Raw genomic sequence first — 23686 nt, 5'->3', positions numbered from 1 at the left:
CCACCGGCTCCCACGACGACGACCATCCCGATCCCACCCGCTACCGCACCATCTGGCTCTCCGATATCCATCTCGGCACGGGAGGCTGTCAGGCGTCGTATCTGCTCGATTTTCTGCGCCACAACGAGTCGGAGTATCTGTACCTCGTGGGCGACATCATCGACGGGTGGCAGTTGAAGAAGGGCTGGTACTGGCCGCAGGCGCACAACGACGTCGTGCAAAAGGTGCTGCGCAAGGCGCGCAAGGGCACCCAGGTCGTCTACATCCCGGGCAATCACGACGAGAGCGCGCGCCAGTTCTGCAATCTCGCGTTCGGCGACATCCACGTGCGCGAGGAAGCCTTTCACACGACGCTCACCGGCAAGCGCCTGTGGGTCGTGCACGGCGATCTCTTCGACGGCGTGATCCAGCACGCCAAGTGGCTCGCCTATCTCGGCGACTCGGCCTACACGCTGATCCTCCTGCTCAACCGCTGGTTCAACCGCGTGCGCGCGAAGCTCGGCTTCCAGTACTGGTCGCTCTCGCAGTACCTCAAGCATCAGGTGAAGAACGCGGTGAACTTCATCTCCTCGTTCGAGCGCGTGATGACCGACGAAGCGCGCCGCCGCGGCTGCGACGGCGTGGTCTGCGGCCACATCCACAAGGCCGAGATCCGCGATATCGACGGCATCCTGTACTGCAACGACGGCGACTGGGTGGAGAGCCTTTCCGCGCTCGTCGAGACGTTCGAGGGCGAGTTGCGCATCGTCTACTGGACCGTGAAACGCGCGCCGCAAGCGCAGGTCTCCACGCGCAAGGCGCGTGTGAGCGCCGCCTGAGTGTCGACTGATACCGTTACGCAGCAGCCATAACCGCACCACCGAACGACGAGAGGGCCGACGACCGATGAAAGTAATGATCGTGACCGATGCATGGGAGCCGCAGGTCAACGGCGTAGTTCGAACCCTGAAGAACACGACCCGCGAACTCATCGCGCTCGGGCACCAGGTCGAACTGCTTACGCCGCTGGAGTTCCGCACGATACCGTGCCCCACCTACCCGGAAATCAAGCTCTCGCTGTTTCCGAAGCGGCATCTGCACGAACGCATCAGCGCATTCGGGCCCGATGCGATCCACATCGCGACCGAAGGTCCGCTCGGACTCGCCGCGCGCCGCTACGCGATCGACCACGACCTGCCGTTCACGACCGCTTATCACACGCGCTTTCCCGAGTACGTGCAGGCGCGCTTCGGCATTCCGCTCTCGGCGACGTACCGCTTCCTGCGCTGGTTCCACAAGCCTTCGCTCGCGGTGATGGCGCCCACGCCCGTCGTGAAGACCGACCTCGAGAAGTTCGGCTTCACGAACGTCGTGCTGTGGACGCGCGGCGTGGACCTCGACATCTTCCGGCCGATGGAATCGAAGGTGCTCAACACGGCGCGCCCCATCTTCCTGTATGTGGGCCGCGTGGCCGTGGAGAAGAACGTCGAGGCGTTTCTCAAGCTCGATCTGCCCGGCTCGAAGTGGGTGTGCGGCGAAGGCCCGGCGCTCGCCGAGCTGAAGTCGCGCTATCCCCAGGCGAATTACCTGGGTGTCCTGAGCCAGCCCGAGCTCGCGAAGGTCTACGCTGCCGCCGACGTATTCGTGTTCCCGAGCCGCACCGACACCTTCGGTCTCGTGCTGCTCGAAGCGCTCGCATGCGGCACGCCGGTGGCGGCCTACCCGGTGACAGGCCCGATCGACGTGCTGGGCACGGGCGGCGCGGGCTCGATGAACGAAGACCTGCGCGAAGCGTGCCTCGAAGCGTTGAAGATCGACCGCGCCGAGGCGCGCGCCTGGGCCGAGCGCTTCTCGTGGCGCGCGGCCTCCGAGCAATTCGCGGCGCATCTGAAGCCGCGCTCGCGCGCGACGATGGAGCCTTCCAGCGCCGCTGCCTGAGCGCGAGGCCGGCTATGGTGCGCGCTTCGATTGTCCGCGAGCGCGCCGGGGTCACGGACGGCCCCGGCGCAACCGCCTCCCACGCGTGCGATACTGGGGTACTACCTGGCACCACCATGACGCCACGTCCTCCGTTACCGCCGCATAGCGCCCAGGGCGCACGCAGTCCCAATGCGCCAGCCAGCCAGCGTGCCGGCGGCTCGACGCGCGCCGCACGCGCCGCCGAAGCGCTCGATCCGCGCACGAGCGCGTCCGCCGCTGCCGCACCTGGCGTTGCGCCGCCAGCCGCACCCGCTGCTGCGAGCGAACCCGCCAATCCCACTGCACCCGCTGCGTCGCGCGTTGCCGCCCAGGAGCCGCCCGAGCCGCCGCATCTGCACGAACCGCTCGGTCCCGACGATCCGCTCGCCCCGCTGCCCTTTAACCCCTACAAGGGCAACCGCGGCATCACCCGCGCATGGAAGGCGCTCAAGTACTCCATCAAGGGCTTTCGCGCCGCCATCCGCGAGGAAAGCGCGTTTCGCCAGGAGCTCACGCTCTCGGCCATCCTCGTGCCGATCGGCGTGTTCATTCCGGTCGAGCCCGTCGAGCGCGTGCTGCTGCTCGGCTCGGTCATCCTCGTACTGATCGTCGAGCTGCTCAATTCGAGCATCGAGAACGCGGTTGACCGCATCGGCCTCGAGCGCAACGAGCTCTCGGGCCGCGCCAAGGACCTGGGCAGCGCGGCGGTGACGCTCGCCTTGCTGCTTTGCGTCCTGACCTGGGGACTGATTCTCGTACCCCGTTTCGGCCCGCTGCTGCTGCACGGAATCGGCGTACTCTAGCGCCACACGCCCCCTACCGCGGGGGCCCCGCCTCTCCTCCCCAGTCCTGTCAGACGCAAGCTGTCGGTGCGCGCGGGCCGTCGGTTTATAATCGAACGACAGTCTTATAACGACCAACCGCGGCCGGGCCGCGCGCACCGCAACATACAAGCGGGCGCCTGAGCCCGGCACTGCATTTTCAGGGCCGGACGACATGGATGCCAAACCTCCCCGCCGCACACGCGAACGGATTCTCGAGTTGTCGCTGAAGCTGTTCAACGAGATCGGCGAGCCGAACGTCACTACGACGACCATCGCCGAGGAAATGGAGATCAGTCCAGGCAACCTGTACTACCACTTCCGCAACAAAGACGACATCATCAACAGCATCTTCAGCCAGTTCGAGCAGGAGATCGAAAAGCGTCTGCGCTTTCCCGAAGACCATCGCGCCACCATCGACGAGATGTGGGCGTACTTGCAGTACATGGTCGACTTCACGTGGCGCTACCGCTTTCTCTATCGCGACCTGAACGACCTGCTCGCGCGCAACCGCACGCTGGAGATGCACTTCAAGCAGATCATCAGCCACAAGGTGCACTTCGCGAAGCAGTTCTGCGAGCAGCTCGTGGAAGACGGCGACATGGTCGCCACGCCGGCTGAGATCGACGTGATCTCGACCAACATCGGCGTGATCGCCACCTACTGGCTCTCCTACCAGTTCGTGATGAATCCGCGCAAGTACAACGACCAGGAAGCGATTCGCGACGAGTTGCACCAGGTGAGCGTGCAGATCGTCTCGCTGATGGCGCCGTATCTGCGCGGCCGCGCGCGCGAGCTGTTCGACGATCTCGTCTCGGGCAAGCTCGCCAAGCGCGAGTTCTACGACTACCTGCCGCCGCGCGAAGGCGCGGGCGCCGCCAAGGACAACCGGGAATAAAGGCCGAAGCCGAATGAAAGCAGTCTGCGTATATTGCGGCTCCTCGCCTGGAGCCAACCCGATTTATACCGAAGCCGCACAGGCATTCGGCCGCGCGCTCGTCGCCTCGAACCTCGCACTCGTCTATGGCGGCGGCAAGGTCGGCCTGATGGGCGTGATCGCCGACACCGTGATGGCGGGCGGCGGCCGCGCCATCGGCGTGATCCCCGAGCTGCTGGTGGACAAGGAAGTGGGTCACGTGGGCCTTACCGAGCTGCACGTCGTGCCCGACATGCACCACCGCAAGAAGATGATGGCCGACCTCTCCGACGCCTTCGTCGCGCTTCCGGGCGGCGCGGGCACGCTCGAAGAGCTGTTCGAGGTCTATACGTGGGCGCAGCTCGGCTATCACCGCAAGCCGGTGGGCGTGCTGAACATCGGCGGCTTTTACGATCCGCTCATGGCGCTGCTCGATCACACGGTGCGCGAAGGCTTCATGCGCCAGACCTACCGCGACATGCTGCAAACCGACGGCGATCCCGTGGCGCTGATCGCCAGGCTCAAGCGTTACCACGCGCCCGCGAAGGACAAGTGGGCGGACCTGCGCGAGAACGTTTGATCCAGCCGCATCGCGCCGTTCGCCCGACAATCCGCAGTCACCACGCTCAGTTACCTCCTTGACGAGTACATCGCGATGAGCAAGGTTGTCCTGATCACCGGCGCGAGCCGAGGCATAGGCCGCGCGACGGCGCGTCTGCTTGGCGCACACGGCTGGACCGTGGGCGTCAACTATCTGCACAACGAACCGGCCGCCGACGAAACCGCCGCCGAAGTGGGCCGCGCAGGCGGCCACGCGCGCGTGCTGCGCGGCGACGTCGCGAGCGAGACAGACGTCGTCGCGATGTTCGACACGCTCGAATCGGCCTATGGCCGCATCGACGCGCTCGTGAACAACGCGGGCATCGTGGCGCCCGGCAGCCAGGTCGCCGATATGAGCGCCGAGCGTCTGAAGCGCATGTTCGACGTGAACGTGTACGGCGCGTTTCTGTGCGCACGCGAAGCGGCGCGGCGCATGTCGAAGGATCGCGGCGGCGACGGCGGCTCGATCGTCAATGTTTCTTCGGCTGCCGCGCGGCTCGGCTCGCCCAACGAATATGTGGACTATGCGTCGTCCAAAGGCGCGGTCGACACGATGACGATCGGGCTCGCCAAAGAACTCGGCCCGCAGGGCGTGCGCGTGAACGCGGTGCGCCCAGGCCTCATCGACACCGAAATCCACGCAAGCGGCGGCCGCCCCGACCGCGCTGCCGTGCTCGGCGCGCAAACGCCGCTCGGCCGGCCCGGCAGCGCCGACGAAGTCGCGCAAACGATCGTGTGGCTTCTCAGCGACGCGGCCTCGTATGTCACCGGCGCCCTGCTCGACGTGAGCGGCGGACGCTGAACTCGCGCGCTGGCTTTTGCTAGAACGACGAACCCCGCTCGCGCAAAAAAGCGGCTTCTTCGTCGGTGGAATCGCGGCCCAGTTGCACGTTGCGATGCGGGTAGCGCCCAAAGCGCTCGATGATCTTCGCGTGGCGCACCGCGTAATCGTAGTAGCCCTTCCCCTCGGGATCCTTCGCCAGCTCGCCGAACAGACGCAGCGATTCGCGCTGCGCTTCGGCGCTTTCGGCGTGTTCGAACGGCAGATACGCGAAGGAGCGGTGCTGCAGCGTGGGCAAGCGCTGATCCGCGCCGCTCGCCACCATCATGCGTGCGATGCCGAGCGCCTTGTCGTCCGCGGAGAATGCGCGCGGCGTGCCGCGGTGGCAGTTGCGCGAGAACTGATCGAGCACGATCAGAAGCGCGAGCGCGCCTTCGGGCGTCTCGCACCATGCGTCGAGTTCGCCCGCACACGCGGCGTCGAGCAGCGCGCCAAAGCGTTCGCGCAGTTTGGCGTCGAACGCGGCATTCTTGCGAAACCACATCTTGCGCTCGCGGCCAAATTCCTCCGAACCCGGCGCGCCGAACCAGAAGTCGAGCACCTCGCGCGCACGCGGGTCGAGACTCATGACGCCAGTTCCAGCACGAGACGCCGGGTGCGCGCGCTCTTCTTCTCGAGCTTCGCCACCCGCAGCGCGCCAATTTCCTGCGTATTGCGCACATGCGTGCCGCCGCAGGGCTGCAAATCGACGTTATCGATACGCAACAGCCGCACACGGCCCAGGCCCATCGGCGGCTTCACGCTCATCGTGCGCACGAGTTCGGGGCGTTGTGCCATTTCCTCGTCGGTGATCCATTCGGTCGCCACCGCGTGCGCGCCCGACACGAGTTCGGCGAGCCGCGCCTCCACCATCTCGCGCTCGATCGGCTCGACGGTCGCGAAATCGAGGCGCGCATAGTCGGTCGTGATGCTGCAGCCGTCCACGGGATAGGGCAGCACCGCGCACATCAGATGGCTCGCCGTATGCAAACGCATGTGCCGGTGACGACGCGCCCAGTCGATCTCGGCGCGTACGCGCTCGCCTGCGGCGAGACGCGCGAGCAGCGCCTCCTGACCGGGCGCGGGAACGTGGAGCGCGTCGTCGGGCGTCGCGCCTTCGAACTTCGCCTTGCGCGTGTCGGCGATCTCGATGTGCGTGCCGTCGGCGAGCACCAGCGCGCCGGCGTCGCCGGCCTGGCCGCCGCCGAGCGGATAGAACACGGTCTGGTCGAGCCGCACGCCATCCTCGCCAACAGCAAGCACGGTCGCTTCGCACTGCGTGAGATAGGCGTCTTCGCGAAAGAGCGCGCGGGTGGTCGTCATCGTGGGTGTCTCCTTGTTTTGCGTACGGCGGGCCGTGCGCAGCCGCTCGCCCGCCAAAAGGCCATTATGGCCGCGAGGCAAACCACCCCGCTGGACGGCCGCGATGCATGAGCGCCTGACTGTACCGGCCCACCGACCGGAACAATCGTGCCCAGTGAATCAGCCCGGATGATTGCGCATCCAGTCGGCGGTATCGAAGAACGAGTGCAGCAGGCGCTCGCGCAGCGGCTCCGCGAGGCCCACGTCTTCCATCGCCCAAGCCATGCAGCGCAGCCACTGGTCGCGCTCGGACGAGGCGATCGCGAACGGCAAATGGCGCGCGCGCAGGCGCGGATGGCCGAAGCGTTCGATGTAGTGGTCCGGGCCGCCAAGCCAGCCGCAGAGAAACCAGAACAGCTTGTCGCGCGAACCGTCGAGCGTTTGCGGATGCATCGCGCGGATGCCCGCGAAATCGGCCTCGAGGTCCATCAGGTCATAGAAGCGGTCGACGAGTTCGCGCACGCGCGCCTCGCCGCCGACGAGTTCGAAGGCCGTGGGTTTCTGCGGCGCTTCGTCGGCTGGATCGGTCATACGGTTGAATCAGGAAAAAAGAGGGACGGCAGCGCACTGCCGCTAACCGCTGATTTTCGCACAGCGGCGCGTGGCGGGTGGCCGCGGGTTGCCGCACTACGCGTCGCGCAGCGACTGCAGCGCCGGCCGCGCGAGCACGTGCCGCAAGCTGATCCAGCCGCCCACGCCCGCGCACACGACGCCCGCGGCAATGCCGGCCGGCAAAAGCCACGGATCGAACGGCAGATAGAAGAGAAACACGTGCGTGGCGAGCACCGAGCCCACCGCTTGCGCGCCGAGCGCCGCCATGAGCCCCGCGAGCGCACCCACGGAAATGAATTCGGCCACCTGCACGGCGCGCACCTGCCGGTGCGATGCCCCCAGCGCGCGCAGCAGCGCCGACTCGCGCATGCGCTCGTCGCGCGTGCCCGCGAGCGCCGCGTAGAGCACCAGCACGCCGGCGGCGAGCGTGAAGAGAAAGAGGAACTGCACCGCGCCGATCACCTGCTCCAGCACACGCTCGATCTGCGCGAGAATCGGCGCGATGTCGATCGCGGTGACGTTGGGATAGCGGGCCACGAGACCGTCCACGACCTGGCGCTGCCCGGGCGCCAGATGAAAGCTCGTGATGTACGTCGCCGGAAAATCGCGCAGCAGTCCGGGCGGCATCAGCACGAAGAAGTTGACCTTGAAGGAGCCCCAGTCGAGCTTGCGCACGCTCGTCACGGGCGCCGTGACTTCGAGACCCGTCACGTCGAACTTGAGCACGTCGCCGGGCTTCACGTTGATGAGCTTCGCGAGTCCCTGCTCGATCGACAGCTGCGGCGTGGCGGAATCGCCATACCAGGTGCCCGCCTCGATGCGATTGTCGTCGGGCAGCTTCGTCGTGTACGAGAGATTGAACTCGCGATCCACGAGCCGGCGCGCGTCCTCGCTCTTGTACGAGTCGGGATTGACGGGCTTGCCGTTGATCGAGATGAGGCGCCCGCGCACCATCGGCTGGAGATCGCTGTCGGCAGCCCCGGCAATGCCATGCGAGCGCAGCCACGCGGCCACGGTGTCGCGCTGATCGGGCTGGATGTCGATGAGGAATTCGTTGGGCGCGTCGGGCGGCGTGGACTTGCGCCAGCCTTCGACGAGGTCGTTGCGCGTCATCGCGATCAGCAACAGACACATGAGGCCGATGGCGAGCGCCGTGATCTGCAGCGCGCTTGCGCCCGGCCGCCGTTCGAGCGACGCCAGGGCATAGCGCCAACCCACGCCCGCGCGCGCCTGCCCGGAGAGTCGTCCGCTGCGCGCCACGCGCGCCGCGCACCAGAGCGCCGCGCGCGCCACGCCGGCGAACACAAGCAGCCCGATCGCGAAACCGCCCGCGACAATGCCGCCCAGCTTCAACTCCCCCGCCGCGATGACCAGCAGCCCCGCGAACAGCGCAATGCCGACGCCATAGGCCGCCCACGCGGCACGCCCTTCGTCGCCCCATTCGCGGCGCAGCACGCGCACCGGCGGCACGCGCGTGAGCGGCAGGAGCGGCGGCAGCGCGAAACCGAGCAGCAGCACGAGGCCCGCGGCGATGCCTTCGAGCACGGGCAACGGCCCGGGCTGCGGCAGCACGACGTCGATGAGATTACCGAGCCACGCCAGCAGCGCGAGATGCCCTGCATAGCCGAGCGCCACGCCCGCCGCGCCACCCACGAGCCCGAGCCCCGCGAACTCAAGCACGAACAGCGTGCGCAACGTGCGCTGGCTCGCGCCGAGGCAGCGCATCGCGGCGCAGGCGTCGAGATGGCGGCGCGTATAGCGATGCGCGGCCATGGCGATCGCCACCGCCGCGAGCAGCGCCGTCAGAAGCGACACGAGCGTGAGGAAGTGGCGCGCGCGGTCGAGCGTCTGGCGCACCTGAGGCTGGCCGTCCTGGAGCGATTCGAGCGCGACGCCGCGCATCTTGCCGCCATCCACGCGCGCACGCGCCCACGACGCGAACTGCGCGACGCCCGGATCGGCGCCCGCCACGAGCAGGCGGTAAGTCACGCGGCTGCCATAGCCGAGCAGACCGGTCGACGCGACTTCGTCGGCGCGCATCATGAGGCGCGGCGAGAAGTTCACGAACGAAAAGCCGCGGTCGAGTTCTTTCGTGATGAGCGCGTTGACGGTGAAGGTGCGCGTGCCGACCTTCACCGTGTCGCCGACATGGAGCTTGAGCGCGTCGAGCAGTTCGTCGTCCACCCAGACGGTGCCGGGCGGCGGAATGCCTTGCGCCGCGTGATCGGGCGCGCCCGGCGCTGCGGCGATGCGCAGCGCGCCGCGCAACGGATAGTCCGCCGAGACGGCCTTGACGGCAGCAAGACGAGTGGCCGTCGCGCCCGGGGCGGCGGATGCGCCCTCCGCGGCCGCAGCTTGCGGCGTCCCCGAACTCACCATGCTCGGGAAGATCGCCGTCGTCGCCGTGCGCAGCGAGAGCGACTGCGCCTCGCGCGCGAACATGGGATCGACGGGGTGATCGGCGCGCACGATGAAATCGGCGGCGATCATGCGCCGGGCATCGCGCTCGAGGCCGCGCTGCAGTCGATCGGCGAGAAAACCGACGCTGGCGAGCGCCGCCACGGCCAGCACGAGCGCGAACAGCAGCATGGTGAGTTCGCCCGCGCGCCAGTCGCGCGCGGTCATGCGCGCGGCAAGATGCACGAGATCGGACCAGCCCGGTGTGGTGCGCACGGCCACTGGCCCGCTCGAGCCACCCGGGGGGCCGCCAGGACCACCAGCGGCACCCGGCGGCTCAGCCAGCCCCGGGCCGCCTTCGCTGCGCGCAGGCCTGGCGTTGGAGGAAGAAGGCGCGCCGCCGCTCAATCGTGACGACCCCGCAGCGAAAGCCGCGAAACCATATGTGTCGCCATGCCGCGAAAACCACCCTGCACGCCGCGCCACAAGCGCGGAAGCGCCCAGCCCGCGAGCACGAGGAACACCACGAGCATGACGAGGAAGAGCAAAGGCACGAAAAACGCGAGCAAAACGCCGACGAAGGTCATGCCGTCCTCGGCGCTCGATGTGACGACGTTCGATACCGGCTCAGGCGACAGATTGATGAGCGCGCGCGTGCCCGCCTTGGCGAGATGCGCCGTGCCCGCGAGCGTGCCGCCCGCCAGTGCGGCAACGGTCAACAGCGCCGGATCGGCATGGCCGAGCGCGCCGGCTGCGAGCACGGCCCCGGCCGGAATACGGATGAAGGTGTGCACCGCGTCCCAGAGCGAGTCGAACGCGGGAATCTTGTCGGCGAGGAATTCGAGCACCGTAAGCGCGGCGGCGATGCCGATCACCCACGGCGAAGCGAGCGCGGCAAGCGTGTCGGGCAGATGGATCAGGCCAAGACGTTGCAAGACGCCGGCCATCAGCACCGTGAGATAGAGGCGCAGGCCGCTGCCCCAGGACAGGCCCGCTGCTAGCGAAAGTGGTTCCAGCATGGCTTGCCTCCTCGCGCGGGCGGCCGGGGCGCCGGCGCTCCACGCGCAAAGCGGGAGAGCAGGCGCTGGGCGCACACGCTCGCCGCTCATGCGGCGCGGAGGGTTATCGGGTTAGGAGGGTAGCCCTCCTTCCTTCCGGAAGAAGGGCCCCCTTGGAACTGTACGTGCGAGTTTCCCCGCATACAGCTCGAGCCTACATACAAAGTCCAGTCTACGACAGGACCGGCTTAGTTACTGCAAGATTTCCATCGTGCACCTGCTGGTGGCAGTGTGGGTGGAGCAGTACCCGATTGGACAAAGCGTCTGACCCGCCATGCATCCGATACTCTAGATGGTGGTCGTGCCAGCCCGTCTCATCCGTTAAGGCGCTGCCACAGTGCGCGCAATTCCCGCCCTGCGACATATACAGCGTTGCCCATTGCTTACGGTAGCGCATTGATTCCCACATGCGTCCCTGCCGCAGTTCCTCGCCGTATTGCTCCCAATTCGGATCGAAGGGGTTGTAGTCCCCTTTGACCTTCTTGTGCCGTTTGATGGTCGTGCTACTGACCTGATACAACTCAAACAGTCCCTTGCTGCCGTCTTTCCAAGCTACCGGTGCGGCAAACACCCAGTTCCGATCTTCAATGGAATGAAAGTATTTCGCCCTCACCCATTCGATGTTCTTACGTGGATGCCGCCGTTTCGACCACGCCCAAAGTCTCCGGAAAATCAGAGAATCCAAGCGGCTGTACGTCTGCTTAGCTACGACGGGGCTGTGATACTGTGCCCAACCCCGCAACATCGGGTTCAACAGTCGGATCAAGTCCTCCTGTCTCGCCGTCTTGTTGCCGCTGATCGTTTCCGCCACCTTGCGATAGAACACCTTCGTGTTCTTGTTGCTCGGCTTGATGAGTAGCGTTCCCGAGTACTTCCGGAAATTCCACCCGAGGAAATCAAAGCCTTCGTCAACGTGGGCAATCCGCGTCTTCTCCTCCGACAGTTGCAATCCCCGTCGAGCAAGGAATGCTTCCACCCAAGGTCTGACTTCGCTCTCCAGTACCTCTTTCGAGTCCCCGGTAATCACAAAGTCGTCCGCGTACCGCACCACATTCACTTTCAGCTTCTTGGCCATCTTGGTCCCGAACTTCGCCCCGAGGTGCGAGATCAGTTTCCGTTCCAGCCCGTTCAGCGTCACATTAGCCAGTGTCGGGGAGATGATCCCTCCCTGCGGCGTACCGGCCTCAGTCGCCTGTAGCTGACCCTTGTAAATCAGCCCAGCCTTCAACCATTTCCGGAGGATTCTCCTGTCCATCGGGACATGGGTTTCCAGCCAGTCATGGTTGATCCAGTCAAAGCATCCCTTGATGTCCGCCTCCAGTACCCATCGGGCAGAGCCCTTCTGAGACATGGCGACGAAAATCTGCGACATGGCGTCAGCCGTCGAGCGGTTTAACCTGAACCCATACGAGTTCGGGTCGCTCGTCGATTCCGACACCGGCTCCAAGGCCAGCAGATACAAGGCTTGCATCGCCCTATCCCGCATGGTCGGAATGCCCAGCGGGCGCTCCTTCCCATTGGCCTTGGGGATGAAGACTCTCCGTAGTGGCAGAGGCTTATACCCGCGCCGCTTCAACCTGCCGACAGCTGCCCATCGGCTTTCAGGCGAATCCCATAGCTCGCGATCGACTCCAGCCGTTCGCGCACCCTGGTTCTGCGTAACACGTCGTACCGCATACAGCTTTGCGGACAACGTGCGGGTCAGCATCCGTTGCAAGGTTTTCACCTTGCGCCAGTCGCTTTCCCGCGTCGCCTTCGCAATTCGAATCTGCATCCCTCTCACGTTCCGTTCAACGCGACGCCAATCTACAGCGTGCCAGTTGTCCGGCGCGTGTGAGAGCGCAGACCCATCCTTTCGGACAGATACTCTCATGCTGCTCTCCCGCTTGAAGAAGTGAATCCCATGCGGGAGCAACACGTCCCTTGCGGGAGCGTTTTGCTCCCGCAACGGGGTAAGAACAACACTGACGACTGAGAAGCCGCCAGCAATCACTATTGCGCTAGAGGGTAGTCAGCCGTCTTGCGACGGTAGACCAGACGGAAGTCTGCCCGCTTTCGCGTGGGGTGATGTTTCAACCCCTATGCATCCCATTACAGGACGCCATTCGCTTTCTCCGTCCTCCCATACCCGCACGATCAACAGCGTTCCTTGCGGTCCGCCTGCCTGCAATGTTGCGCAGGCAACCATACGGGCTTACCACGTTCCCGGCATGTCACACGACTGATTTAGGTTCCGCCTTTCCCCCGATGGTCCCTTGACGACGTGATCCGATAGTCAAGCGAATCAACCGACCATGTACCTTTTGGTTGAAGCCTAACAGCAGCTTTGGCTTCTCAATGGTTACGAGGTTTATCAGCAGTTCACATACGTTAACCGTATCAGCCAGCCTAGCTCCTCGACCCCAGCGCTGCTTGGAGTCTCCGAATGACTGTCTCGCGACAGCTACCCGCCCGAACTTCCGGGGGCTACATTGTCAGAAGAGCTTCACACCCCACCGTTGCCAGTGACGCATGTCTTCCTAGGCTACTGCTGGTCGCACAGCAGGTTCACTACACCCGACGAAATTGCTGACGGGGCCGAACAATGACACACCGAGCTTTCGCTCGTGTCTTCCAGCGAAGCCCAGACTCCAAGGTCGGGGCATTACAAACGACACCCCGCCCTGTCGGCGGAGGTGAAGCCGCTGACTGGGCGGGACCTGATGGTAATCAGGTCAATGTAACAAGGTCACCGGCTGGCTGCGCCGGCTTCCAATTTCACTGCAACGGTGTACCCCGGTGAGGGCACATCTACTTCTCAAAGTGGCGGTCCACATAAGAGACCGCCGATGGAGGGCATGGTGAGTTTCCTCAATAACCCTCAATAAGGTACTTCAGTCGATGCTCCGTAACGTGGAGCAGACGGACACGAGCGTGCGTGTCGCACTGACCGTTCCATTATAGCCACGCTCGCTGCGGTGCCGCAGCGGTGTTGCGCGGCCGCGGCACAGGGTCCGCATCGAAAGATGCGCAGCGAATTTGCTCAGGCGGCCGAAGAAAGCTTGAGTCCGATGAGACCGAGCACGATCAGTGCGGCGCTGGCCACACGCGCGGCGCTCACCGCCTCGCCCATCATCACGATGCCGAACACGAACGCACCGACCGCGCCGATGCCCGTCCACACCGCATAGGCGGTGCCGAGCGGCAATTGACGCATGGCCATGGCCAAGAGGACGAAGCTGCCCAGCGCCGTGACAACGGTGAACACCGAGGGCCAGAGCCGCGTGAATCCTTCGGAGGATTTGAGACCGGCGGCCCACGCCACTTCGAGCAGGCCTGCGATAAGAAGAAGAAACCAGGACATGGGGAACGCTCCATTTAAAAAATGGGGCCGTCCCCGGTGACGTCAGAATCCGTAAGGCCGTCCTTACAGATCTGTAATTATAGCACCGGCGTGGTGCAGGCTCGCATTGCAGCCCTACTGTACGCCGACCAGCCGATACCCCACGCCCGTCTCCGTAATGATGTGCTCCGGCTGCGCGGGATCGCGCTCCAGTTTCTGCCGCAGATGCGCCATATAGATGCGCAGGTAATGGCTGCTCTCCACGTGCGACGGCCCCCAGACCTCGCGCAGTAGTTGCCGGTGCGTGAGCACGCGTCCCGCGTCGCGCACCAGCGTGGCGAGCAGGCGGTACTCGATCGGCGTGAGATGCACGGGCGTGCCTTCGCGCGTGACCTGGCGCAGGCCCAGATCGACGTTCACGGCGCCGAAGCTCACCTGCGGCGCCTCGTTCGCCCCGCCGCGGTTGCGCCGCCGCAGCTGCGCGCGAATGCGCGCGAGCAGCTCGGACACGCCGAACGGCTTCGTGAGGTAGTCGTCGGCGCCAGCGTCGAGTGCGGCCACTTTCTCGCTTTCCTGGGTGCGCGCCGACAGCACGATCACGGGCAGATCGCTCCAGCCGCGCAGTTCGCGGATCACGTCGAGGCCGTCGGTGTCGGGCAGGCCCAGGTCGACGATCACGAGGTCGGGCTTGCGCGTGGCGGCCTCGACGAGGCCCTGCTTGCCGGTCTCGGCATCGTGCACGACGATGCCCTCGCCCTCCAGCGTTGCGCGCACGAATCGGCGAATCTGTTTTTCGTCTTCGATAAGGACGACGGCGATGCTCGGGTCACTCATTTGCGGGTTTGGGATCGACGGTTTTGGGGGGGGGCGGCGGGCATCCGCGGGGCGGCCTCCCGTGCAGCGGGCATCCGCGGGACGGGCTCATCTGCGGCGGGCTCAACCGGCTCAACCGGCTCGAGCGGCTCGAGCGCGTCGTGTGCCTCCGGCGCATCGGTCACATCGGCGGGCAGCGGCGGCGGCGACTCCACGGGCAGCGCGAACCAGAACGTCGCGCCTTGCACATGGCCATCGGCGGCAACGCGATTGGCTGCGCCGATTGTACCGCCGTGCGCCTCGACGATCGCCCGGCAGATGGCGAGTCCGAGCCCGATGCCGGGCTTGGCCGACTCCTTCTCGCCACGCGTGAACTTCTCGAACACGCGCTCGCCCATGCCGGGCGGCAGACCCGGCCCATTGTCCTCGACCGAGACGCGCACGAACGGCTGACCGCCCTCCACCACGCGGCGCGCCGCGATGGTGAGCGGCGTGTCGGCGGGCGTGTACTTGGCGGCGTTCTCCAGCAAGTTCGAGAAGAGCCGCTCCATCAGCACGGCGTCGAGCTGGAGCAGCGGCAACCCTTCTTCCAGCTTCACCTGCACGGGGTGCCGCGCGAGCACGCGGCGGCAAGCCGCGAGCGCGGCGCCCACGGTTTCCTCGAGCAGCGTCCACTGACGATTGAGATTGAGGCTGCCCGCCTGCAGCCGCGCCATGTCGAGCAGGTTCGTGACGATGCCCGTCATGCGCAGCGCCTCGTCGTGAATCGCCTCGATCAGCTCGCCCGAGCGCGAGTCCTGCGCATCCCCGGGCTCATGGGTTTGCGCGAGCATCGACGAGAAGCCGACGATCGCCGTGAGCGGCGTGCGCAGGTCGTGCGAGATGGCCGAGAGCAGCGAGTTGCGCAGCCGCTCCGACTCCATGTTGACGAGCGCGTCGCGCGCGATGTCCACGTAGTGCACGCGCTCGAGCGCGAGCGCGATTTGCGCGGCGAACGCGTCGAGCATGCGCTGCTGCTCGGGCACCTGCAGCTCGCGAGCGTCGCGCGTCACGACGGCCAGCACGCCGCGCGTGCGCATCGGCGCCTTGAGCGGCAAGTAGCGCGCGACAGCCGCCGGCAGCGTGTCGGTGCCGTTGCCCGCGGGCTTCTGCTGGTCGTAGACCCACTGGCCCACGTCGATATCGAGGTTTTCGGCGTCGAGCATGATCTTCGGATCGGGCTCCTCGATCTTCTGCTGCACCTTGTCGACGCTATCGGGCAGCAGCAGCGCCACCCGCGCGCCGAACACCTCGCTCACGTGGCGGCTGCCGATCGCCACGATCTGCTCCGTGGTGAGCGCCGCGGCCAACTCGCGTGCCATCGCGTACATCGCGCCGGTGCGCTGTTCGCGCCGCTGTGCGACGCTCGCCTCGCGGCGCAGGCTCGACGTGAGATGGCTGATGACGAGCGAAGTAAGCAGCATGCCGACGAACGTCAGCAGATATTGAGTATCCGAGACCGAGAACGACATGCGCGGCGGCACGAAGAAAAAGTCGTACGCCGCGACGCTTGCAAACGAGAGCATCACGCCCGGTCCGCGCCCGAGCTTCGTCGCCGCGAAGATCACGCCGAGCAGATACAGCATCACGAGATTCGCGAGATCGATGCGGTCGATCAACGCGCTCGCGATGAGCGTCACGCACGCGCAGATCACGAGCGCGGCCCCGTAGGCGCGCGGCGGCGAGCGCTCGGCGCCGCCCGCCGCAAGCGCATCGCGCCACGCGTTGGCGGCGCGCGCGGCAGCACTGGCCGCTCCCCCGGGCTCGCTGCCCCCACGCACGGCTTCGCCCGCACTCGCGCGCACGAGCGTGAGATCGACGTCGCCGGCTTTTTCGGCAAGGCGCTCGCCGAACGGGCGCTTCACCCAGCGTGACAAGCCCGTGCGCAGCGACCCGCCCGCCACGAGCTTCGATACATTGCGCAGCCGCGCGTAGCCGACCAGCGTGGTCGCGGCGTCCTCGCCCGCGAGCGTCGCCGTTTCGGCGCCTAGTTCGGAGGCGAGCTTGAGCGCGCCGAGCGTGCGCTCGCGTACGGCGTCGGGCAGACGTTGGAGCTTCGGTGTCTCCACATACACGGCGATCCAGTCGGCCTTCAGGCTCGCGGCGAGCCGCGCGGCGGCGCGCACCAGCGCGTTCGCCTCGGGCCCCGGCCCCACGCAGACGACGAGCCGCTCGCGCGCCTGCCACACATGCTGGATCGAGCGGTCGGCACGATATTCGCGCATCTGCGCGTCCACGCGGTCGGCGGTGCGGCGCAGCGCAAGCTCGCGCAGCGCGATCAGGTTGCCCTTGCGAAAGAAGTTGCGCACCGCGCGCTCGGCCTGCGCCGGCATGTAGACCTTGCCGTCGCGCATGCGGTCGAGCAGCTCTTCGGCGGGCAGGTCGACGAGCGTGACTTCGTCCGCGCGGTCGAACACGCGGTCGGGCACGGTCTCCCACACGCGAATGCCCGTGATCTGCCCCACCACGTCGTTGAGACTTTCCAGGTGCTGGACATTGACGGTCGTGTAGACGTCGATGCCCGCGTCGAGCAGTTCGTACACGTCCTGCCAGCGCTTCATGTGACGCGCGCCGGCCACGTTCGAATGCGCCAGCTCGTCGACGAGCACGAGTTGCGGCTTGCGTTCGAGTGCCGCGTCGAGATCGAACTCTTCGAGCAGCCGCCCGCGGTAGGCGATGCGCTGGCGCGGCATCACTTCAAGGTCGGCGGTGAGCGCGGCAGTCTCGTTGCGCCCATGCGTCTCGACGATGCCGACCACCACGTCCACGCCTTCCTCGGCGCGGCGGCGCGCAGCCTGCAGCATTGCATAGGTTTTGCCGACGCCGGCTGACGCGCCGAAGAAAATCTTCAGCTTGCCGCGGCGGCGTTTTTCTTCGTCGCGCTGCAGCCGGTCGAGCAGTTCGTCTGGATCGGGGCGGTTCATGCGGAAGTCGGGATGAATATCAGGTGGGGTGCGCCTCGCGCACGAATGATCGTCTCACCGTGGCGCGGAAATGGCAAACCGCACGCTCGACGCGCCAGGCGTCGAGCGTGCGGTGCTCGGCTCAACGTTCCCGCTCAGCTAACCTCTTTGCCGTCGAGCGCGAGGTTCAGCTCGAGCACGTTCACACGCGGCTCGCCAAAGAGGCCGAGCTGGCGGCCTTTCGTATGACGCTCCACGAGCGTCTGCACGTCGCTCGGGCTCATATGGCGCGCCTGCGCCACGCGCGCCACCTGGTAGGCGGCCGCGGCCGGCGAGATCTCGGGATCGAGCCCGCTGCCCGAGGACGTCACGAGGTCGGCCGGAATGGGCTGCGAGACATCGGTGCCCGCGGCCTTGAGTGCGGCGATGCGGCCTTTGATCTCGTCGGCGAGCGCCGGGTTGGTCGGCCCGAGGTTCGAGGCGCCCGAGCTCGTCGCGTTGTACGGCATCGGCGAGGTGGCCGACAGACGGCCCCAGAAGTACTGGGGCGCGTCGAACTGCTGGCCGATGAGCGAGCTGCCCACCACCTTGCCGTCGGCAACGACCAGACTGCCGTTGGTCTGGTGGTGGAACGCGGCCTGGCCGAACGCGGTCATCACGGCCGGATACACGAGGCCGGTGATGACCGTCAGCACGGCGAAGATCACGATCAGAGGACGAAACTGCGATTTCATTTTGGCTTCCTATGTATCTATCCGTGTGGGTCGGCGAGGTTCAAACCCAGCCGAACGCGGCGAGCACCATGTCAATCAGCTTGATGCACGGGAACGGCAGGAGAATGCCGCCGAGGCCGTAGACCAGCAGATTGCGGCGCAGCAGCGTCGCGGCGCCGAGCGGCCGGTACTTCACGCCCTTGAGCGCGAGCGGAATCAGCATCACGATGATGAGCGCGTTGAAGATCACCGCCGAGAGGATGGCCGACGACGGCGACGTCAGATGCATCACGTCCAGCACGCGCAACTGCGGATAAGTCGATGCGAACGCCGCCGGAATGATCGCGAAGTACTTCGCGACGTCGTTGGCGATCGAGAACGTCGTGAGCGAACCGCGCGTCATGAGCATCTGCTTGCCGATCTCGACGATCTCGATGAGCTTGGTCGGGTTCGAGTCGAGGTCGACCATGTTGCCCGCTTCCTTCGCGGCCTGGGTACCCGTGTTCATCGCCACGGCCACGTCGGCCTGCGCGAGCGCCGGGGCGTCGTTGGTGCCGTCGCCCGTCATCGCCACGAGCTTGCCTTGCGCCTGGTGCTCACGGATCGTCGCGAGCTTGGTTTCAGGCGTGGCCTGCGCGAGGAAGTCGTCCACGCCGGCTTCGGCGGCGATCGCGGCGGCGGTCAGGCGGTTGTCGCCCGTCACCATCACGGTCTTGATGCCCATCTTGCGCAGTTCGGCGAAACGCTCCTTGATGCCGCCCTTCACGACGTCCTTCAGCTCGATCACGCCGAGCACGCGCGCGGCGCCGTCGTGCATTTCGGCCACCACGAGCGGCGTGCTGCCGCGGCGGGCCACATCGTCCACGGCGTTGTCGACTTCGCCGGGGAAACGGCCGCCATGCGTTTCGACATAGCTCTTGACCGCGTCGGCGGCGCCCTTGCGGATCTCGCGGCCGGGCATGTCCACACCGCTCATGCGCGTCTGGGCGCTGAAGGCGAGGAACACGGCGTGCAGCGAGTGCATGTCGCGCTGGCGAATGTTGAAGCGCTGCTTCGCGAGCACGACGATGCTGCGGCCTTCCGGCGTTTCGTCGGCGAGCGAGGAGAGCTGCGCGGCGTCGGCGAGCACTTCCTCGGTCACGCCGGGCGCCGGCAGGAACATCGACGCCTGGCGATTGCCGAGCGTGATCGTGCCGGTCTTGTCGAGCAGCAGCACGTCCACGTCGCCGGCGGCTTCCACCGCGCGGCCCGAAGTCGCGATCACGTTGGCCTGCATCATGCGGCTCATGCCCGCCACGCCGATCGCCGAGAGCAGACCGCCGATGGTCGTCGGAATCAGGCAGACGAGCAGCGCCACGAGCGCCGTGATCGTGACCACGTGGCCCATCTTCGCGGCTTCGACCGAGAACATCGAGAACGGCAGCAGCGTCGCGGTGGCGAGCAGCAGCACGATGCTCAGCGCGACGAGCAGGATCGTGAGCGCGATTTCGTTGGGCGTCTTCTGGCGCTTCGCGCCTTCGACCATCGCGATCATGCGGTCGAGAAACGCTTCGCCCGGGTTCGCCGTGACGCGCACGACGATCCAGTCGGACAGCACGCGGGTGCCGCCCGTCACCGAGGAAAAGTCGCCGCCCGACTCGCGGATCACCGGCGCCGATTCGCCCGTGATGGCCGATTCGTCCACCGATGCCACACCTTCGATCACTTCGCCGTCAGCCGGAATGGTGTCGCCGGTCTCGACGAGCACCACGTCGCCGCGGCGCAGGTCGGACGCCGTCATGATGCGGATCGGCGCCTTCGGATGCGGCTCGTTGAGCTTCTTGGCCATGACGTCTTTCTTGGCCTGGCGAAGCGACGCCGCCTGCGCCTTCGAACGCCCTTCGGCGAGCGCTTCCGCGAAGTTCGCGAACAACACCGTAAACCACAGCCAGAGCGCGACCGCGAGGATGAAACCTGCGGGCGCTTCGGCCTGGCCCACGAGCGCCGCGACCCAGAGGATCGTCGTGAGCACGCTGCCCACGTAGACGCAGAACATCACCGGGTTGCGCAACTGCGTGCGCGGATTGAGTTTTCTGAACGAGTCCACGATGGCCGGACGCAGCAGCGCCGGATCGAACATGGACCGAGTTGCACTATGCTGATTCATTTTCGTTTCGCTCATGTTGCGAAGGCCCCCGTTCAATGCACGCCCATCATGATCAGATGCTCAACGCCGGGACCGAGCGCGAGCGCGGGCACATAGGTGAGCGCACCGACCAGCAACACCGTGCCGAGCAGCAGCACGACGAAGAGCGGACCATGCGTGGGCAGTGTGCCGCCCGTCACTGCAATACGCTTCTTGCTTGCGAGCGAACCCGCGATGGCGAGCACCGGAACGATGGTGCCGAAGCGGCCGAACCACATGGCAATGGCGAGCAGCCAGTTATAGAACGGCGTGTTCACGGTAAGGCCTGCGAACGCGCTGCCGTTGTTGTTGGCGGCCGAGCTGAACGCGTACAGGATTTCCGAGAAACCGTGCGCGCCCGGATTGGCGATACCGGCCTTGCCCGCGTCGGCGAGCACCGCGATCGACGTGCCGAGCAGCACGAGCAGCGGCGTGAGCAGCACGACGATCGAAACCATCTTCATCTCGAACGACTCGATCTTCTTGCCGACATATTCCGGCGTGCGCCCGATCATGAGCCCCGCCACGAACACCGCGAGCAGCGCGAACACGAGCATGCCGTATAGACCCGAACCGACACCGCCGAAGATCACTTCGCCGAGCTGGATGAAGAGCATCGGAACGAGACCGCCGAGCGGCGTGAGCGAATCGTGCGCCGCGTTCACGGCGCCGCACGAAGCCGCCGTGGTAGCGACCACGAAGACGCCCGTTTGCGCGATGCCAAAGCGCGTTTCCTTGCCTTCCATGTTGCCGCCGGCTTGCAGCGCACTGGCATGCTGGTCGACGTTGAGCGTCGTGAACATCGGATTGCCCGACTGCTCGGCGGACAGCACGCCGCCCACGGCCACGGCGAACGCCACCGTCATCACCGCGAGCACCGCGACGCCCTGCCTGCGGTCGCCCACTACATTGCCGAAGACGAGACACAGCGCCGCCGGAATGATCAGGATCGCCAACATTTCGATGACGTTCGAGACCGGCGTGGGGTTCTCGTACGGATGCGCCGAGTTCGCGTTAAAGAAGCCGCCGCCATTGGTGCCGAGCATCTTGATCGCGACCTGCGAAGCGACCGGGCCCATGGCGAGCGTCTGCGACGTGACCTTCGTGTCCACCGTCTCGGGATTGCCCTTCGCGTCCTTCACGGGGTTGCCCTGGGCGTCGAGCTTCGGCGCGGCGTAGGTCGTGGTTTGCAGCACCGGCACGTCCTGATACGCCTTGAAGTTCTGGATCATGCCCTGGCTCATCAGGAGCGCGGCAACGATCGCCGACATCGGCACGAGGATGTAGAGCGTCGTGCGCGTGAGGTCGACCCAGAAGTTGCCGATGGTCTGCACCGAGTGGCGCGCAAAGCCGCGAATCAGCGCGATCACGACCACGATGCCCGTCGCCGCCGACAGGAAGTTCTGCACCGTGAGGCCAAGCATCTGCGTGAGATAGCTCACCGTTTGCTCGGGCGTATAGTCCTGCCAGTTGGTGTTGGTGACGAAGCTCACGGCCGTGTTGAACGCGCCGTCCACCGTCATCGCGCCGAACTGCTGCGGGTTGCCGGGCAGCCAGCCCTGAATGCGCAGCAGCACATAGAGAAAGCCCACGCCGAGGACGTTGAACGAGATGGTGGCGAGCGCATAGCGCTTCCAGTTCATCTCGGCCTGCGGATCGACGCCGGCGATGCGATAGAGAAAGTTTTCGAGCGGTGCAAAGAGCCGCACGACGCGCGAGCGTCCATCGAGCACGCGCGTCATGTAGCCCGCTACGGGCACCGCGAGCGCGAGCAGGATGACGAGGAAAAGCCCCGCCTGGAGCAGATTGTTGGCGTTCATTCGATATCCTCCGCGCGCAGCAGCGCATGGACGAGATAAACGAACAGCAACAGCGTTGCCGCCCCCGATAGCCAGAAGATCCAGGTCATGGGCGCACCCCCTTCGCACCTTGATCGCGGCGGTACTGCATGAGCTTCTCGCAGCCCGCGATCAACGCGTATGTGAGCGCGGCGAAAACCACCAGCCCCCCGATATACAGCACATCCATTGTCGTGTTCTCCATTCGCGGATGACGGATGGCTGAAAGTTACCCGTTGCGGCATTAAATCCGGATCAAAGGTTTCGGCGCCCGTATAAAAAACGCGTAAACGCGGGCGCGATCGCGGGAGGGGGCACAAGGAAAAAAGGCGCGCAACGTTGACGTCGCGCGCCTTTTGGGGCTCCATGACGGAGCAAAGGAATGTAAAGGTCAATGCGCCGGCGCCGGTGGCATGTCCCGTGCGCCCCGGCGGTGCCTCAATTGATACGTCAAGGGATCAGCACGGTCGACCCGGTGGTCTTGCGCGCTTCGAGATCGGCGTGAGCCTGCCCGACGTCCTTTAGCGCATAGCGCTGGTTGATCGACGTCTTGACCTTGCCCGACGACACCACGTCGAACAACTCGGCGGCCATCGCTTCGTAGTCGGCGCGCTTGCCCATATAGGTGAAGAGCGTCGGGCGCGTGAAGAAGAGCGAGCCGCGCCCGGCGAACTCCGACGAATCGATCGGCGGCAGCGGCCCGGACGCATTGCCGAAGCTCACGAACATGCCGAGCGGCGCAAGACAGTCGAGCGATTTCGCGTAGGTGTCCTTGCCGATCGAGTCGTACACCACAGGCACGCCCGCACCGTTCGTGATCTCGCGCACGCGCGCCGTGAAGTCCTCGCGCGTGTAGACGATCGGGTGATCGCAGCCGTGCGCCTTCGCAATCGCGGCCTTCTCGTCCGAGCCCACGGTGCCGATCACGGTCGCGCCCAGCGCCTTCGCCCACTGGCACACGAGCAGGCCCACGCCGCCCGCCGCCGCCTGGATGAGGATGGTGTCGCCGGCCTTTACGCGATATGTGCGGCGCAGCAGGTATTGCGCGGTGAGGCCCTGCAGCATGATGGAGGCCGCCGCTTCGTCGCTGATCGCGTCGGGCAGCTTGATCACCAGGTCGGCACGCAGCACGCGCTCCTGTGCATAGGCACCCGGCGGACGCGCGACGTAAGCCACGCGATCGCCCACTTTCAGCGCGCTCACGCCACTGCCCACCGCCGTCACCTCGCCGGCCGCTTCCATGCCGAGGCCTGCCGGCAGCGGCTGCGGGTACAGCCCGGTGCGGAAATACACGTCGATGTAATTGAGGCCGCAGGCGCTCTGGCGCAAGCGCACCTCGCCCTCGCCCGGCTCGCCCACGTCGACATCGACCCACTTCATCACTTCGGGGCCGCCGGTCTTGTCGTAACGGATTGCCTTGGTCATCACGT

Annotated in this window: 21 protein-coding genes; 6 read left to right on the top strand and 15 right to left on the bottom strand. The window is 65.9% G+C overall.

Going from position 1 to position 23686, the window contains the following annotated elements; translation table 11 throughout:
* From M3I53_RS27975 to M3I53_RS27950, 6 genes are all read left to right on the top strand, one after another.
* Positions 1 to 818: UDP-2,3-diacylglucosamine diphosphatase (locus tag M3I53_RS27975; protein WP_254319102.1), on the top strand; the 818-nt coding region annotated here is incomplete at its 5' end.
* A gap of 67 nt (positions 819 to 885) precedes the next feature.
* Positions 886 to 1917, top strand: coding sequence for a glycosyltransferase family 1 protein (locus M3I53_RS27970; protein WP_069265293.1), 1032 nt, complete (start codon positions 886 to 888; stop codon positions 1915 to 1917).
* Positions 1918 to 2033: 116 nt separating this feature from the next.
* The gene (locus M3I53_RS27965; RefSeq protein ID WP_254319101.1) at positions 2034 to 2741 is read left to right on the top strand and encodes a diacylglycerol kinase; all 708 of its coding nucleotides are present in this window, start codon (positions 2034 to 2036) and stop codon (positions 2739 to 2741) included.
* A 193-nt stretch (positions 2742 to 2934) separates the two neighbouring features.
* Positions 2935 to 3657 carry a TetR/AcrR family transcriptional regulator gene (locus M3I53_RS27960; protein ID WP_069265294.1) on the top strand — a complete coding sequence of 241 codons (723 nt, stop codon included), beginning with the start codon at positions 2935 to 2937 and terminating at the stop codon, positions 3655 to 3657.
* Positions 3658 to 3670: 13 nt separating this feature from the next.
* Entirely contained in the window at positions 3671 to 4255 is a 585-nt protein-coding gene (locus M3I53_RS27955) for a TIGR00730 family Rossman fold protein (RefSeq protein ID WP_254319100.1), read from the top strand.
* 75 nt (positions 4256 to 4330) lie between these two features.
* On the top strand, positions 4331 to 5077 hold the full coding sequence (locus M3I53_RS27950; protein ID WP_254319099.1) for an SDR family oxidoreductase: 747 nt from the start codon (positions 4331 to 4333) through the stop codon (positions 5075 to 5077).
* Positions 5078 to 5096: 19 nt separating this feature from the next.
* Here the strand turns inward: M3I53_RS27950 and M3I53_RS27945 are convergent, their stop codons facing one another.
* From M3I53_RS27945 to M3I53_RS27875, 15 genes are all read right to left on the bottom strand, one after another.
* A complete protein-coding gene (locus M3I53_RS27945) occupies positions 5097 to 5684 on the bottom strand; it encodes a DUF924 family protein (protein WP_254319098.1) in 588 nt (195 codons plus the stop codon).
* Positions 5681 to 6418 (bottom strand): alanyl-tRNA editing protein, encoded by a 738-nt coding sequence (locus M3I53_RS27940; protein ID WP_254319097.1) that lies wholly within the window; start codon positions 6416 to 6418, stop codon positions 5681 to 5683. Before M3I53_RS27940 ends, M3I53_RS27945 begins: the two co-directional genes overlap by 4 nt.
* Before the next feature lie 159 nt (positions 6419 to 6577).
* Positions 6578 to 6988 (bottom strand): group II truncated hemoglobin, encoded by a 411-nt coding sequence (locus M3I53_RS27935; RefSeq protein ID WP_069265299.1) that lies wholly within the window; start codon positions 6986 to 6988, stop codon positions 6578 to 6580.
* A 96-nt stretch (positions 6989 to 7084) separates the two neighbouring features.
* Positions 7085 to 9634, bottom strand: coding sequence for an ABC transporter permease (locus tag M3I53_RS27930; RefSeq protein WP_254319106.1), 2550 nt, complete (start codon positions 9632 to 9634; stop codon positions 7085 to 7087).
* A gap of 176 nt (positions 9635 to 9810) precedes the next feature.
* Positions 9811 to 10425 carry a DUF4126 domain-containing protein gene (locus M3I53_RS27925; protein ID WP_254319096.1) on the bottom strand — a complete coding sequence of 205 codons (615 nt, stop codon included), beginning with the start codon at positions 10423 to 10425 and terminating at the stop codon, positions 9811 to 9813.
* A 211-nt stretch (positions 10426 to 10636) separates the two neighbouring features.
* Complete coding sequence (ltrA, locus tag M3I53_RS27920; RefSeq protein ID WP_254319095.1) at positions 10637 to 12337, bottom strand: group II intron reverse transcriptase/maturase; 1701 nt, start codon at positions 12335 to 12337, stop codon at positions 10637 to 10639.
* 1149 nt (positions 12338 to 13486) lie between these two features.
* Complete coding sequence (gene sugE / locus M3I53_RS27915; protein ID WP_254319094.1) at positions 13487 to 13807, bottom strand: quaternary ammonium compound efflux SMR transporter SugE; 321 nt, start codon at positions 13805 to 13807, stop codon at positions 13487 to 13489.
* 114 nt (positions 13808 to 13921) lie between these two features.
* The gene (gene kdpE / locus M3I53_RS27910; RefSeq protein WP_254319093.1) at positions 13922 to 14620 is read right to left on the bottom strand and encodes a two-component system response regulator KdpE; all 699 of its coding nucleotides are present in this window, start codon (positions 14618 to 14620) and stop codon (positions 13922 to 13924) included.
* Positions 14617 to 17562 (bottom strand): sensor histidine kinase KdpD, encoded by a 2946-nt coding sequence (locus M3I53_RS27905; RefSeq protein ID WP_254319092.1) that lies wholly within the window; start codon positions 17560 to 17562, stop codon positions 14617 to 14619. Before M3I53_RS27905 ends, kdpE begins: the two co-directional genes overlap by 4 nt.
* Before the next feature lie 134 nt (positions 17563 to 17696).
* Positions 17697 to 18275, bottom strand: coding sequence for a potassium-transporting ATPase subunit KdpC (gene kdpC / locus M3I53_RS27900; RefSeq protein WP_254319091.1), 579 nt, complete (start codon positions 18273 to 18275; stop codon positions 17697 to 17699).
* Between the two features lie 40 nt (positions 18276 to 18315).
* A complete protein-coding gene (kdpB, locus tag M3I53_RS27895; RefSeq protein WP_254319090.1) occupies positions 18316 to 20400 on the bottom strand; it encodes a potassium-transporting ATPase subunit KdpB in 2085 nt (694 codons plus the stop codon).
* Positions 20401 to 20432: 32 nt separating this feature from the next.
* Positions 20433 to 22238: a potassium-transporting ATPase subunit KdpA gene (gene kdpA / locus M3I53_RS27890; RefSeq protein ID WP_254319089.1), complete on the bottom strand. Its 1806-nt coding sequence runs from the start codon at positions 22236 to 22238 to the stop codon at positions 20433 to 20435.
* Positions 22235 to 22327: a K(+)-transporting ATPase subunit F gene (gene kdpF / locus M3I53_RS27885; RefSeq protein WP_027819619.1), complete on the bottom strand. Its 93-nt coding sequence runs from the start codon at positions 22325 to 22327 to the stop codon at positions 22235 to 22237. The genes kdpA and kdpF overlap by 4 nt, the downstream gene beginning before the upstream one ends.
* Positions 22324 to 22446 carry a potassium ABC transporter ATPase gene (locus tag M3I53_RS27880; RefSeq protein WP_069265305.1) on the bottom strand — a complete coding sequence of 41 codons (123 nt, stop codon included), beginning with the start codon at positions 22444 to 22446 and terminating at the stop codon, positions 22324 to 22326. Before M3I53_RS27880 ends, kdpF begins: the two co-directional genes overlap by 4 nt.
* 260 nt (positions 22447 to 22706) lie before the next feature.
* On the bottom strand, positions 22707 to 23681 hold the full coding sequence (locus tag M3I53_RS27875) for a quinone oxidoreductase (protein ID WP_254319088.1): 975 nt from the start codon (positions 23679 to 23681) through the stop codon (positions 22707 to 22709).
* Between the last annotated feature and the right edge of the window lie 5 nt (positions 23682 to 23686).

Source organism: Paraburkholderia sp. CNPSo 3272, assembly GCF_024206495.1.
GTDB lineage: Bacteria > Pseudomonadota > Gammaproteobacteria > Burkholderiales > Burkholderiaceae > Paraburkholderia.
This window is presented reverse-complemented; position numbering and strand designations above follow the sequence as displayed.

Bases quoted from the DNA above. Each gene is read 5' to 3' on its own strand.
- M3I53_RS27970 (WP_069265293.1), top strand. From the start codon at position 886: ATGAAAGTAATGATCGTGACCGATGCATGGGAGCCGCAGGTCAACGGC.
- M3I53_RS27965 (WP_254319101.1), top strand. From the start codon at position 2,034: ATGACGCCACGTCCTCCGTTACCGCCGCATAGCGCCCAGGGCGCACGC.
- M3I53_RS27960 (WP_069265294.1), top strand. From the start codon at position 2,935: ATGGATGCCAAACCTCCCCGCCGCACACGCGAACGGATTCTCGAGTTG.
- M3I53_RS27955 (WP_254319100.1), top strand. From the start codon at position 3,671: ATGAAAGCAGTCTGCGTATATTGCGGCTCCTCGCCTGGAGCCAACCCG.
- M3I53_RS27950 (WP_254319099.1), top strand. From the start codon at position 4,331: ATGAGCAAGGTTGTCCTGATCACCGGCGCGAGCCGAGGCATAGGCCGC.
- M3I53_RS27945 (WP_254319098.1), bottom strand. From the start codon at position 5,684: ATGAGTCTCGACCCGCGTGCGCGCGAGGTGCTCGACTTCTGGTTCGGC.
- M3I53_RS27940 (WP_254319097.1), bottom strand. From the start codon at position 6,418: ATGACGACCACCCGCGCGCTCTTTCGCGAAGACGCCTATCTCACGCAG.
- M3I53_RS27935 (WP_069265299.1), bottom strand. From the start codon at position 6,988: ATGACCGATCCAGCCGACGAAGCGCCGCAGAAACCCACGGCCTTCGAA.
- M3I53_RS27930 (WP_254319106.1), bottom strand. From the start codon at position 9,634: ATGACCGCGCGCGACTGGCGCGCGGGCGAACTCACCATGCTGCTGTTC.
- M3I53_RS27925 (WP_254319096.1), bottom strand. From the start codon at position 10,425: ATGCTGGAACCACTTTCGCTAGCAGCGGGCCTGTCCTGGGGCAGCGGC.
- ltrA (WP_254319095.1), bottom strand. From the start codon at position 12,337: ATGAGAGTATCTGTCCGAAAGGATGGGTCTGCGCTCTCACACGCGCCG.
- sugE (WP_254319094.1), bottom strand. From the start codon at position 13,807: ATGTCCTGGTTTCTTCTTCTTATCGCAGGCCTGCTCGAAGTGGCGTGG.
- kdpE (WP_254319093.1), bottom strand. From the start codon at position 14,620: ATGAGTGACCCGAGCATCGCCGTCGTCCTTATCGAAGACGAAAAACAG.
- M3I53_RS27905 (WP_254319092.1), bottom strand. From the start codon at position 17,562: ATGAACCGCCCCGATCCAGACGAACTGCTCGACCGGCTGCAGCGCGAC.
- kdpC (WP_254319091.1), bottom strand. From the start codon at position 18,275: ATGAAATCGCAGTTTCGTCCTCTGATCGTGATCTTCGCCGTGCTGACG.
- kdpB (WP_254319090.1), bottom strand. From the start codon at position 20,400: ATGAATCAGCATAGTGCAACTCGGTCCATGTTCGATCCGGCGCTGCTG.
- kdpA (WP_254319089.1), bottom strand. From the start codon at position 22,238: ATGAACGCCAACAATCTGCTCCAGGCGGGGCTTTTCCTCGTCATCCTG.
- kdpF (WP_027819619.1), bottom strand. From the start codon at position 22,327: ATGACCTGGATCTTCTGGCTATCGGGGGCGGCAACGCTGTTGCTGTTC.
- M3I53_RS27880 (WP_069265305.1), bottom strand. From the start codon at position 22,446: ATGGATGTGCTGTATATCGGGGGGCTGGTGGTTTTCGCCGCGCTCACA.
- M3I53_RS27875 (WP_254319088.1), bottom strand. From the start codon at position 23,681: ATGACCAAGGCAATCCGTTACGACAAGACCGGCGGCCCCGAAGTGATG.